Below are 12,491 nucleotides of genomic sequence, written 5' to 3'. Positions count from 1 at the left end.
CTATGTCGCGCCCCAAGGCATCGGCGGGCTTTACGCTGATCGAGATGATGATCGTGGTAACGCTGCTGGCGATGTTCGCCACGCTCGCGTTGCCCGGCTTTCAGACGATGATCAACAACAATCGTCTGCAGACCGCCTCCAACGAGATTGGCGAACTGCTTGAGTACGCCCGCATGGAAGCCGCGACGCGCAGCCAGCCGGTGACGGTCAACGTCGGCAACACCACCTGGTCAGCATCGCAGAACAACACGACTCTTCGTAGCGTCCTGCTACCTGAAGGTGTGACTGCCCGGGCATCCGCTGCCAGCATCGTTTACAGCGCGCGCGGTGGCGCCAACGCCCAGACCTCGATCATCGTCTGCCATGACAACAGCACTACCACCGCCCGCAAAACCATTGCCGAGCGCAGCGGCCGAGTTCGCCAGTTTGCGGTGGGCGTGGATGAAAACAACTCCGCCCTGGCGTCCTGCGCCCCATGAGCCAAACCATGAAGAAGAGCAAGGGTTTCAGCCTGATCGAGGCCATGGTCGCCCTGATCATCATCAGCGTCGGAGTACTAGGCCTGGTGGCCATGCAGGGACGCACCATCCAGTACTCCAACGAAAGCACCCAGCGCGACCGGGCAATCATGCTGGCAAATGACCTGGCAGAGATGATGCGCAGCAATCGCAATGCACTCATCGGGGCCAATGGCCTGCCGAACGCCGCCTCCAACTATTACAAGGCCGCGGGCACCGCGTTCCCGACCACCATCACAGCCAACTGCCAGACAGCTGCCGGCTGCACCGTGGACCAGTTGGCCACGACGCAAATGGCCACCTGGGCGCGCCAGGTTCAGAACGCTCTGCCGATCGGCCCGGACCTGACCCTGCTGACCAATCAGTACATCGTCTGCCGGACCAACAATGCCAGCGCCGCCAACCCGTGCTCGGGAACCGGTTCCAGTGTCCTGATCCAGATCGCCTGGCTGGGCAAGGACGTCTGCCCGGCCGGTACTGTCTGCACAGCTCTCGACGCCAGCCGCCGCGAGTTCTACCGGATGAGCTTCCAGCCATGAGAATGCCCAGCATGAGTCGGCCACCATTCAGCCAGCGCGGCCTGTCGATCATCGAGCTGATGATCGCCCTGCTGCTCTGCACCCTTCTGATCCTGGGCGTGACCCAGGTCTACATCGACAACAAGCGCACCTTCCTGTCGCAGCACGACCAGAACGACACACAGGACGGCAGCCGATTCGCGCTGTTCAGCATCCAGCAGCTACTGCTCAAGACTGGCTACAAGACCCTGGCGCAGGACAGCCGCGAGATCGCCTTCCCCTACCTGGCAGCGGCCAATGGCTGCCAGGCCTTTGCTGCCGGCCAGAGCGTACGCCCCACTGCAAACGGCCTGGGCGTGTGTATCCGCTATCAGCGGCGCATCACCACCGAAACGGACTGCCTGGGCAATACCATCGCCACCAGCAATGCCATCGTGACTCGCCTGGAACGAGTGGCTGCGACAAACGAACTGCAGTGTTCGGCACAGGGCGCCGCTGCACAGACGCTGGTGTCGGATGTGGCGAATATCGCCTTCACCTACGGCATCGACACCAATGATGACCGCCTGGCCGAGGCCTTCGTCACGACGCCCGCAGCGGATGCCTGGCCTGTATCGGTACGGGTATCGCTGCTGCAACGCAGCAGCAACAACGGCACCGCGATCGGCCAGCAGAGCTACTTCTTCCCTCTGTCGAGCACCGCCGCCACGACCGCTACGGACACCCGTCTGTACAACTCCGCACAGACCACCGTGACGTTGAGGAACATCGCGCAATGAAGTCGAACAATAGCCTGCACCGACAGCACGGGGCGGTCCTCTTCGTCAGCCTGATCATGCTGCTGGTGATCACCGTTCTGGCCATTTCGAGCATGCGCGGCACAGTGCTGCAGGAGCGCCTGATCGGCAACCAGCGCGCCTATCAGATTGGCGCCGCCGGCGCCGAGTCAAGCCTGCGCGAAGGCGAGGGGCGCCTGGCCGCCAACCTCGGCCCGCCCACTGCCAGCGCGGACTGCACGGCGCAGTCAGGCCTGTGCGTGCTCAAGAACGTCCCCGCCAATGGCGTGGTGCAACGCAACTGGACCTGGTGGTCGAGTAACGCCAATGCCCAGAACTATATCGGCAACACCGGTGACAACAACGTCCTGGCTGGGCTGAGTGATCGTCCTCGCTGGTTCGCCGCCTTCATCGGCTTCGATCCGCAGAACTCCCAAGGCACAGTCGAAGTTACCGACATCGACGATCGCCGTCGTGGTGTCGGCCCGTACTACTACCAACTCAATGCAGCAGCGCGCAGCGACTCGCAACGCGTGATGGTCCTGCTGCAATCCACCTCTGTTCAGCGTTACTGACCCGGGAGCCCAGCATGAAGCTCATCCCCTCTCGCCGTACGGCTCTGGCCTCCCTGGCATTCGGCTACGTCTTCCTGTCGGCCCAGTCGGTCCAGTCGGCCGCTCTGACCATCAGCCAGCAGCCGCTATTCCTGAACCAGACTGTGGACCCGAACATCCTGGTCACCCTCGACGACTCCGGCAGTATGGCGTTCGCCTACGCCCCCGATGCCATCGAGTCGAACAAGGCCCAGGTTTACTTCAAGTCCAACGTCTACAACCCGATGTATTACAACCCCGCCGTGACCTACAAGATTCCCAAGAAGGTCACGATGTCCAATGGCAACTTGCAGGTTACCGAGTACGCCGCGCCGACTTATACCAAGGCCTGGCGCAACGGCTTTACCCAGACCAGCGCTGTCAACCTGTCCTCCGCCTACAAGGCCACTGTCGAGTATGGTCGCGGTAGCAGCAACGACGAAGAGACTGGTACCGCCGGTGCCGGCTACTACTACAACTACACCCCCGGCGGTAAGAACTGCACCACCGGTAGCCTGACCAACGCGTCCTGCTACACCCTGGTCACCGTACCGGCTGCCCAGCAAAGCAACTTCGCCATCTGGTATTCGTTCTATCGCACACGCGCTCTGGCCACTCAGTCGGCCGCCAACCTGGCGTTCTACAGCCTGCCGGAAAACGTCCGGGTCACCTGGCAGGTGCTCAACAACAGCAACTGCAAGAACATTGGCTCCGGCAACAGCAACTGCTACAGCAACTTCCTACGGCCACTGTCGGGTAACCACCGGGTCAATTTTTTCAGCTTCCTGGAAAACCTCAGCGTCACCGGTGGTACGCCGCTGCGGGCAGCTTTCGCCCGGGCCGGGGAGTTTCTCAAGACTACAGGGGTCAACGGTCCATACGCTGCCGTCCCTGGCACCAGCGTTGGCACCGAGTACACCTGTCGTCCCAGCTATAACATCGTGATGACCGACGGTCTGTGGAACGGCGATTCGGCCAGTGTCGGCAACTACGACAACAGCGCTTCCCTCAGCCTGCCGGATGGCAAGACCTACAGCAGCCGGGCCCCCTTCGCTGACAACGCCAGCAATACCTTGGCGGACCTGGCCTTCTATTACTGGGCCACCGATGCGCGTACAGATCTTGCGAACAACCTGGCTCCCTACACGCCCTACAAGAGCAGCAACGCCACTACGCAGTATTTCGACCCACGCAACGATCCGGCCACCTGGCAACACCTGGTGACATACACCCTGGGCCTGGGCCTTACCACCAGCCTGACCAACCCGAAATGGGATGGCTCGACCTTCACCGGCGACTACACCGCCCTGGCGGCCGGCACCAAGTCCTGGCCGGCCGCGGCGGACAACAGCGCCAACAACGTGTATGACCTCTGGCACGCGGCGATCAACGGTCGCGGCGAGTTCTTCAGTGTGGACAGCCCGGACGCCATGACAACCGCGTTCTCCACCATCCTGGGACGCATTGCCGACCGTGATACCTCGGCTTCGGCGGTCTCCCTGGAATCCGCTGTCACCAGCTCCGGCAACGAGCTGTACTACGCCCGCTTCTCCAGCCAGAACTGGAGCGGCCAACTGATCAAGTACGACATCAGCGACACCACCGGTGCCCTGACCCCATCCTGGGACGCTCGCGACCTGCTTGAGAAAAAGGCCGCTAGCAGCCGCAACATCAAGTTCGCCAAGACGGTCAACGGCACTACCAGCCTGACCGACTTCAACTGGACCAACCTGACCGCCGCGCAACGTCTGTTGTTCCAGAAGAACGACGACGGCGTGACCGAAAGTACCGACACCAATGCCCAGAAGCGCGTGTCCTACGTTCGCGGCGATCGCACCTACGAAGGCACCGCCACCACCGACCTGCGCGAACGTAACTACGTGCTGGGCGATATCATCTACTCCAGCCCCGTGGTGGTGACCAAACCCGACAGCCTCGAATCGCTGATGAATCCGGTCAGCGGTGCCAACTCGACCGGCTCGGCCGTTCAGAAGTACGGCACCTTCTACTCCAACTACCTCAATCGCGCCAAACGCATCTACGTCGGCGCTAACGATGGCATGCTGCACGGCTTCGACGAGAATGGCGTAGAGCAGTTCGCCTACATCCCCACCGCGGTACTGGACAAGCTCTACCTGCTCAGCTCGCAGAGCTACAAGGGCACCAAGCACCGCTTCTTCGTCGACGGCTCGCCGGTAGTCTCGGAAATCGTCATCAACAACCAGTGGCGTACCATCCTGATCGGCAGTCTGCGCGGTGGCGGCCGCTCGATCTTCGCCCTGGACATCACCGACCCGGGCGCGGAAAAGCTGCTCTGGGAGTTCAGCGACAGCAACGATGGCGACCTGGGCTACACCTTCAGCAAACCGGTGGTAACCAAGCTGCACGACGGCAGTTGGGGCGTCATCCTGGCCAACGGCTATAACAGCACCAACGACAAGGCTGTCCTCTTCGTTCTCAATGCCGCCACTGGCGCCGTGACCAAGAAACTGACGCCCAACACCGGCGCCCTGGTCAATGGCCTGTCCACGCCACGCGTGGTGGACATCAACGGCGACCTGATCGCCGATTACGTCTACGCTGGCGATCTGCAGGGCAATCTGTGGCGTTTCGACCTGTACGACCCGACGCTGACCAACCTCAACGTGATTGGCAGCAACGGCACGGTCCCCAATGGCAGCAGCACCAACTGGCGCATCGCCTTTGGCGGCAACCCGCTGTACAAGGCCACTGTCACCAACACCAGCAATCAGACCGTGGCACAGCCGATCACGGCCGCCCCATCGCTGATCCGCCACCCCAGCGGCACCGGCTACATTGTCGCCGTCGGCACCGGCAAGTACTTCGAAAGCAGCGACGCCCAGGCTGACTCCAGCAAGGCCATGTCCCTCTATGGCATCTGGGATCGCCAGACCCTGCCAGTATCCGGCGGGATCACCAGCACGCCAACGCTCAGCCGCTCCAACCTGGTGGAACAGACCATCACTACCCGCACCAGCGGCGCGTTCACCGACGGCACGACCAGCCAGACCATGGAGTACCGGCTGCTGAGCCGCAACCCGGTACAGTGGTACGTCAACAACGACCCCTCCCAGGGCGTGAACAAGTACGGCTGGTTCATCGACCTGAAGGAAGGCAATACCCTCAAGGGCGAGATGATCGCGACCGATATGTCGACCCGCGCCAGTGTGCTGTTCTACTCCTCGATCATTCCCAACGTCGACCCCTGCGAACCCAGCATCGACCGTTGGGTACAGGGGATTGACGGTACCACCGGCGGCGCGACTACCTTCAACGTGTTCGACATGTCCGGGAACAACTACGTCACCGCCGCTGACGGAGTGAACGGTCAGGTCGTCTCGAGCATTCGCATGCCCGGCTTCGGCTCGTCTAACATCGTCGGCGACGACATGTACACCAACCTCAAGGACGGCGCGACCCGCACCACCATTTCCCTGGGGGCGCAGGCTCGCGGGCGGCAGAACTGGCATCAGATCGAGGACCAATAATGATCATTCAAACCAGGCGGATCCTCGCGATCCTCGGCGGGCTCGCCCTGAGCTGGGCGGCCCACGCCGCCACCTTCGAAGACAATGGCACCGTCGAGAGCATCGCCGTGGGCGCCAACCAGGTCAGAATCGACGGCAAGACCTACCTGCTGCCCAACCGCGTCGTCGAGAGCAACTCCCCCAACGCCGGTCCAGCGATCCTTCAGCTCAAGGAAGGCATGTTCGTCGTGTTCTCCGGCCAGACCGGCCAGATGGATACCATCGAGTCCCTGGCCATCCATCTGCGCCAGCCGACCGATACAACAAAAACCAGTCCGGAGACCCCATGAAGCGCAGCAATGGTTTCACTCTGATCGAGATGATGATTGTACTGGTCATCATCTCCATTCTCGCGGCCTTCGCGGTGCCCGGCTACCAGAGCTATATCACCCGTAACAACCGCGCCGAAGGCCAGGCGTTGCTCACCGACGCGGCAGCTCGCCAGGAACGTTTCTTCAGCCAGAACAACCAGTACGCCACCACGACGGCGCAACTGGGCCTGGCATCGGCCAACTCCCGCAGTAATGTTTACCAGTTACAGATCGCGCGCCCCAGCAACACTACCTATACCCTCAGCGCGGTCCCCATCAACAAGCAGGCCGCCGACCGGGACTGTGCCACGTACACACTGGACCAGGACGGCCTCCGCGCCATTACGGGCCGTCTGACCGTTGCCGACTGCTGGCGCTGAACGCGCCCTGCCGGCAAGCCAGGCACAAAAAAGCCCGATCACCTGATCGGGCTTTTTTCTATAGCAGCACTGACTTAAAGGGCCTTGACCCGCAACTCCTTGGGCATCGAGAACGTAATGTTCTCCTCCCGCCCATCCAGTTCCACCTCGGCTTCCGCCCCCCAATCGCGCAATTGCTGGATAACGCCGCGCACCAGTACTTCCGGGGCCGAAGCGCCGGCGGTGATACCGATGCGCTGCACGCCATCGAACCACTCCTTCTGCATATCCTCCGCACCGTCGATCAGGTAACCGGGAGTGCCCATGCGCTCCGCCAGTTCGCGCAGGCGGTTGGAGTTGGAGCTGTTCGGGCTGCCGACCACCAGCACCAGGTCGCACTGGTCGGCCAGTTCCTTCACCGCGTCCTGGCGGTTCTGGGTGGCGTAGCAGATGTCGTTCTTGCGCGGGCCCTGGATGTGCGGAAATTTCGCGCGCAGGGCGTCGATCACCTTCGAGGTATCGTCCATCGAAAGGGTGGTCTGGGTGACGAAGTGCAGCGCCTCGGGGTTGCGCACTTCCAGCGCAGCGACGTCTTCTTCGTCTTCCACCAGGTAGATGGCGCCGCCGTTGGAGGCGTCGTACTGCCCCATCGTGCCTTCCACTTCCGGATGCCCTTCGTGGCCGATCAGGATGCACTCGTGGCCGTCGCGGCTGTAGCGCACGACCTCCATGTGCACCTTGGTCACCAGCGGGCAGGTGGCGTCGAAGACTTTCAGGCCGCGGTTCTCAGCCTCCTTGCGCACGGCCTGGGAAACGCCGTGGGCGCTGAAGATGACGATGGTGTCGTCCGGCACCTGGTCGAGCTCCTCGACGAACACAGCGCCGCGGTTGCGCAGGTTCTCCACCACGAACTTGTTGTGCACCACTTCATGGCGCACGTAGATCGGCGGGCCGAAGACGTCGAGGGCGCGGTTGACGATCTCGATCGCCCGGTCGACGCCGGCACAGAAGCCGCGGGGATTGGCGAGTTTGATTTGCATGGTGGCCTCGGTGCTACGCAAGCCGGCCCACGAGGGGCCGGTAGGAATTCTTCGCCTGGCGCCGGACGCCCCCCTCGAAGCCGGGGCATCCGCAAGGTCAGGCTTATTTCACATCAATGATATCGACTTCGAAGGCGAGCGTTTTGCCGGCCAGCGGATGGTTGAAGTCGATGGTCACGTGCTGTTCGTCGAACTCTTTGACGACACCCGGCAGCTCGGTCTTGGCGGCGTCATTGAAGATCACCAGCAGGCCTTCGGCCAGTTCCATGTCCTGGAACTGATCGCGCGGCATCACCTGCACATTGGCCGGGTTCGGCTGGCCGAAGCCATTCTCCGGCTCGATGGTCAGGGTGCGCTTGTCGCCAGCTTTCAGGCCAAACAGCGCCTGCTCGAAGCCCGGCAGCAGGTTGCCGTCGCCGACCTTGAAGGTGGCCGGCTGCTTGTCGAAGGTGCTGTCGACGACGTTGCCGTCTTCGAGCTTCAGGGCGAAATGCAGGGTGACCTGGGAATCACCACCAATACGGACATCAACCATTGGCGGTCTCTCCGGAATTCTTCGATTTGAACATGTCCAGCGCCAGCATGATGGCGCCGACGGTGATGGCGCTGTCGGCCAGGTTGAAGGCCGGGAAGCGCCAGCGGTCCTGCCAGTGCACGAGGATGAAGTCCACCACGTGGCCCAGGACCATGCGGTCGTACAGGTTGCCCAGCGCGCCGCCCAGCACCAGCGCCAGGGCGATGGCCAGCCAGGTCTCGCCGCGCTTCAAGCGCTTGAGCCAGACCAGCAGCACCACGCTGACCACGATGGCGATCAGGGCGAACAGCCAGCGCTGCCAGCCGGAACTGTCGGCCAGGAAGCTGAACGCGGCACCGGTGTTGTAGGCCAGGGTCCAGCTGAACAGGTCGGGGATAACCACGATCTGCTGGTACATGCTCAGCTCGGCCTGGAAGAAGGCCTTGGAGAGCTGATCCAGGACGAACACCAGCACGGTAATCCACAGCCAGGGCAGGCGACCGAAGCGATCGGCGTTAGGCATAGTGACGAACCTCGCCGGCACCTTCGATGTTCTCGACGCAGCGGCCGCACAGTTCCGGGTGCGCGGCATTGCTGCCGACGTCCGCGCGGAAGTGCCAGCAACGGCCGCACTTGGCGTGGGAGGACTTCACGACCTGCAGTTTCAGGCCCGGCAGTTCACTCGCTACCGCATCGGCGGGCGCTGTGGACAGCGGCGCGACAGTGGCGGCGGAAGTGATGAGCACGAAGCGCAGCTCGTTACCCAGCTTCTCCAGACGCTTGGCCAGGGAGTCTTCGGCGTAGAGGGTGATCTCGGCCTGCAGGTTGCCACCAATGGTCTTGGCGCTGCGCAGGTTCTCCAGTTCCTTGTTCACGGCGGCCTTGGCAGCCATGACCTCGTCCCAGTAGGCGCGATCCAGTTCGGCGTCGGCCGGGAGTTCCGAAAGGCCGTCGTACCAGGTGGTCAGCATCACCGACTCGGCGCGCTCGCCCGGCATGAAGCTCCAGATTTCCTCGGCGGTGAAGGCCATGATCGGCGCGATCCAGCGCACCAGGGCCTCGGCGATGTGGAACAGCGCGGTCTGGCAGGAACGGCGGGCAACGCTGTTCGCCTGGGTGGTGTACTGGCGGTCCTTGATGATGTCCAGGTAGAAGCCGCCCAGCTCCTGCACGCAGAAGTTGTGCACCTTGGAGTAGACGTTCCAGAAGCGGTAGTCGCGGTAGGCCTCTTCCAGCTCGCGTTGCAGCTGCAGCGCGCGATCGATGGCCCAGCGGTCCAGGGCCAGCAGCTGGTCATTGGGCAGCAGATCCTTGGCCGGGTCGAAGCCGGACAGGTTGGACAGCAGGAAGCGCGTGGTATTGCGGATACGACGGTAGGCGTCGGCGCTGCGCTGGAGAATCTGCTGGGAAACGGCGATCTCGCCCGAGTAGTCGGTGGACGCGACCCACAGGCGCAGGATGTCGGCGCCCATGCTGTCGATCACGGTCTGCGGCACCACGGTGTTGCCCAGGGACTTGGACATCTTGCGGCCGGACTCGTCCACGGTGAAGCCGTGGGTCAGCAGCTGGCGGTACGGCGCATGGCCGTCGATGGCGCAACCGGTCAGCAGCGAGGAATGGAACCAGCCGCGGTGTTGGTCGGAGCCTTCCAGGTAGAGGTCGGCAGCCGGGCCACTGGCGTGGCCCAGTTCGGCGTGGGAGCCGCGCAGCACGTGCCAGTGGGTGGTGCCGGAGTCGAACCAGACGTCCAGGGTGTCGTTGATCTTGTCGTACTGCGCGGCCTCATCGCCCAGCAGTTCGGCGGCATCGAGTTTGAACCAGGCTTCGATGCCCTCTTTCTCCACGCGCAGGGCAACTTCTTCCATCAGCTCGACGGTGCGCGGGTGCAGCTCGCCGGTGGCCTTGTGCAGGAAGAACGGGATCGGTACGCCCCAGTTGCGCTGACGCGAGATGCACCAGTCCGGACGGCCGGCGATCATGCCGTGCAGGCGCGCCTGGCCCCAGGTGGGCACGAATTCGGTTTCGGTAATGGCTTCCAGCGCGCGCTCGCGCAGGGTGGCGCCGGTCTGCGGCTGCTTGTCCATGCCAACGAACCACTGTGCGGTGGCGCGGTAGATCAGCGGGGTTTTGTGGCGCCAGCAGTGCATGTAGCTGTGGTTGATGGCCGCGTGCTTGAGCAGCGCGCCCACTTCGTCGAGCTTGGCGACGATAGCCGGGTTGGCCTTCCAGATGAACTGGCCGCCGAAGAACGGCAGGTCGGCCACGTACACGCCGTTGCTCTGCACCGGGCTGAGGATGTCGTCATTACTCATGCCGTACTGCTTGCAGGTACGGAAGTCGTCCTCACCGTAGGCCGGGGCGGAGTGAACCACGCCGGTGCCGGCGCCCAGTTCGACGTACTCGGCCAGGTAGACAGGCGAGAGGCGCTCGTAGAACGGGTGGCGGAAGCGGATCAGGTCCAGCGCTTCGCCTTGTGCGGTGGCGATCACCTTGCCTTCCAGGCCGTAGCGTTGCAGGCAGGACTCGACCAGCTCCTCGGCCAGCACCAGCAGGCGCTCGCCGGTATCGACCAGCGCGTAGGTGAATTCGGGGTGGACGTTCAGCGCCTGGTTGGCCGGGATGGTCCAGGGGGTGGTGGTCCAGATGACGATGGCGGCCGGCTTGGACAGGCTGGCCAGACCAAAGGCGGCGGCCAGTTTGCCTTCGTCTTCCACCGGGAAGGCAACGTCGATGGCGTCGGACTTCTTGTCGGCGTATTCAACCTCAGCTTCAGCCAGGGCGGAGCCGCAGTCGAAGCACCAGTTCACCGGCTTCAGGCCCTTGAACACGAAGCCCTGCTTGACCATCTCGGCGAGCGCGCGGATTTCACCGGCCTCGTTGGAGAAGTTCATGGTCTTGTAGGGATTGTCCCAATCACCCAGCACACCCAGGCGGATGAAGTCGGCCTTTTGCCCTTCGATCTGCTCGGCAGCATATTCGCGGCACAGCTCGCGGGTCTTGTCCGCCGGCAGGTTCTTGCCGTGGGTGGTCTCGACCTTGTGCTCGATCGGCAGGCCGTGGCAGTCCCAGCCCGGCACATAAGGGGCGTCGTAGCCAGCCAGGGTCTTAGAGCGGACGATGATGTCCTTGAGAATCTTGTTGACCGCGTGACCGATATGGATGCTGCCATTGGCGTAGGGCGGGCCATCGTGCAGGATGAATTTCGGGCGACCTTCGCCAATCTTCCGCAGCTGCTGGTACAGGCCAATGTCGTTCCAGAGCTTGAGAGTTTGCGGCTCGCGCTGCGGCAGGCCGGCTTTCATCGGGAAGTCGGTTTCGGGAAGGTTCAGAGTGGCTTTGTAATCGGTCATCTCAGGGCCTGTTCAGGATCTTCAATCAAGCGGTTGGCCCAGCCAGTAGGCTCGGGCGGCGGCGATGTCGGCGAGGATGGCCGCCTTGAGCGCCTCGAGCGAGGCGAAACGCTGCTCATCACGCAGCTTCTGGTGGAACGTAATATCCAGGTGCTGGCCGTACAGATCGCCGGCGAAATCCAGCAGATGCACTTCCAGATGGGGCCGACCGTCGCCATTCACGGACGGCCGGGTGCCGATGTTGGCAACCCCGTTGCGACGCTGGCCAGCCACGAGAGTGCTGACCAGGTAGACGCCATTGAGCGGCGCCTTGCGGCGCTTGAGCTGGATGTTCGCAGTGGGCGAGCCCAGGGTGCGCCCCAGCTTCTGCCCGTGCAGCACGCGGCCGCTCAGGCGATACGGGCGACCCAGCAGGCGTTCGACCATGTGCAGGTCGCCGTCGGCCAGGTCCTTGCGGATACGCGAACTGCTCACGCGCATGCCGTCGACTTCCACCGTGGTCGCGGCCTCGACCGTGAAGCCCTGCTCCGCGCTGGCGTTGACCAGGAAGGCGAAGTCGCCGGAACGATCGCAGCCGAAGCGGAAATCGTCGCCCACTTCCAGATGGCGGACCTGCAGGCCTTCCACCAGCACCTGGCGAACGAACTCGGCGGCCGACAGCTCGCGCAGGCGGAGATTGAAGGCCAGGCATAGCACGAAATCGACGCCGTACTGACGCAGCAATTCGAGCTTCTCGCGCAGGCGGCTCAGGCGTACCGGCGCGGCATCGGGTGCGAAGTACTCGCGCGGCTGCGGCTCGAAGATCACCACGCAGCTGGGTACGCCCAGCTCCAGCGAACGCTCGCGCAGACGCCCCAGGATCGCCTGGTGGCCAAGATGGACGCCGTCGAAGTTACCGATGGTGGCGACACAGCCCCCGGACAGGGGCCGCAGGTTGTGAAGGCCTCGAAGCAGCTGCATAGCG

At 63.1% G+C, this 12,491-nt stretch carries 12 protein-coding genes; 7 read left to right on the top strand and 5 right to left on the bottom strand.

Annotated features, from left to right (window positions below; all coding sequences use genetic code 11):
• Positions 1 to 2 precede the first annotated feature (2 nt).
• Genes PNI01S_RS10645 through PNI01S_RS10615 form a run of 7 tightly spaced genes read left to right on the top strand, consistent with a single transcriptional unit; the run spans position 3 to position 6,644 of the window.
• On the top strand, positions 3 to 479 hold the full coding sequence (locus PNI01S_RS10645; protein WP_024763092.1) for a GspH/FimT family pseudopilin: 477 nt from the start codon (positions 3 to 5) through the stop codon (positions 477 to 479).
• 8 nt (positions 480 to 487) lie between these two features.
• Positions 488 to 1,057 carry a type IV pilus modification protein PilV gene (pilV, locus tag PNI01S_RS10640; RefSeq protein WP_089285814.1) on the top strand — a complete coding sequence of 190 codons (570 nt, stop codon included), beginning with the start codon at positions 488 to 490 and terminating at the stop codon, positions 1,055 to 1,057.
• Between the two features lie 11 nt (positions 1,058 to 1,068).
• On the top strand, positions 1,069 to 1,815 hold the full coding sequence (locus tag PNI01S_RS10635; protein ID WP_159457345.1) for a PilW family protein: 747 nt from the start codon (positions 1,069 to 1,071) through the stop codon (positions 1,813 to 1,815).
• Complete coding sequence (locus PNI01S_RS10630) at positions 1,812 to 2,387, top strand: pilus assembly PilX family protein (RefSeq protein WP_024763089.1); 576 nt, start codon at positions 1,812 to 1,814, stop codon at positions 2,385 to 2,387. Before PNI01S_RS10635 ends, PNI01S_RS10630 begins: the two co-directional genes overlap by 4 nt.
• A gap of 14 nt (positions 2,388 to 2,401) precedes the next feature.
• Positions 2,402 to 5,914, top strand: a complete 3,513-nt coding sequence (locus PNI01S_RS10625) for a pilus assembly protein (RefSeq protein ID WP_024763088.1) — start codon at positions 2,402 to 2,404, stop codon at positions 5,912 to 5,914.
• Entirely contained in the window at positions 5,914 to 6,243 is a 330-nt protein-coding gene (locus tag PNI01S_RS10620; RefSeq protein ID WP_024763087.1) for a PilY2 family type 4a fimbrial biogenesis protein, read from the top strand. The genes PNI01S_RS10625 and PNI01S_RS10620 overlap by 1 nt, the downstream gene beginning before the upstream one ends.
• The gene (locus PNI01S_RS10615; RefSeq protein ID WP_024763086.1) at positions 6,240 to 6,644 is read left to right on the top strand and encodes a type IV pilin protein; all 405 of its coding nucleotides are present in this window, start codon (positions 6,240 to 6,242) and stop codon (positions 6,642 to 6,644) included. Before PNI01S_RS10620 ends, PNI01S_RS10615 begins: the two co-directional genes overlap by 4 nt.
• A gap of 74 nt (positions 6,645 to 6,718) precedes the next feature.
• Here the strand turns inward: PNI01S_RS10615 and ispH are convergent, their stop codons facing one another.
• The 5 genes from ispH to ribF form a co-directional block, all read right to left on the bottom strand.
• Entirely contained in the window at positions 6,719 to 7,663 is a 945-nt protein-coding gene (gene ispH / locus PNI01S_RS10610; RefSeq protein WP_024763085.1) for a 4-hydroxy-3-methylbut-2-enyl diphosphate reductase, read from the bottom strand.
• A gap of 103 nt (positions 7,664 to 7,766) precedes the next feature.
• Positions 7,767 to 8,198, bottom strand: coding sequence for an FKBP-type peptidyl-prolyl cis-trans isomerase (fkpB, locus tag PNI01S_RS10605; protein ID WP_037006688.1), 432 nt, complete (start codon positions 8,196 to 8,198; stop codon positions 7,767 to 7,769).
• Complete coding sequence (gene lspA, locus PNI01S_RS10600) at positions 8,191 to 8,700, bottom strand: signal peptidase II (RefSeq protein ID WP_024763084.1); 510 nt, start codon at positions 8,698 to 8,700, stop codon at positions 8,191 to 8,193. Before lspA ends, fkpB begins: the two co-directional genes overlap by 8 nt.
• Positions 8,693 to 11,527, bottom strand: coding sequence for an isoleucine--tRNA ligase (gene ileS / locus PNI01S_RS10595; RefSeq protein WP_038803702.1), 2,835 nt, complete (start codon positions 11,525 to 11,527; stop codon positions 8,693 to 8,695). The genes lspA and ileS overlap by 8 nt, the downstream gene beginning before the upstream one ends.
• A gap of 21 nt (positions 11,528 to 11,548) precedes the next feature.
• Positions 11,549 to 12,487, bottom strand: coding sequence for a bifunctional riboflavin kinase/FAD synthetase (gene ribF / locus PNI01S_RS10590; protein WP_024763083.1), 939 nt, complete (start codon positions 12,485 to 12,487; stop codon positions 11,549 to 11,551).
• Between the last annotated feature and the right edge of the window lie 4 nt (positions 12,488 to 12,491).

The organism is Pseudomonas nitroreducens NBRC 12694, from assembly GCF_002091755.1.
In the GTDB taxonomy this organism is placed as follows: domain Bacteria; phylum Pseudomonadota; class Gammaproteobacteria; order Pseudomonadales; family Pseudomonadaceae; genus Pseudomonas; species Pseudomonas nitroreducens.
The sequence above is the reverse complement of the archived record's forward strand: the minus strand, read 5'-3'. Positions and strand labels throughout refer to the sequence as shown.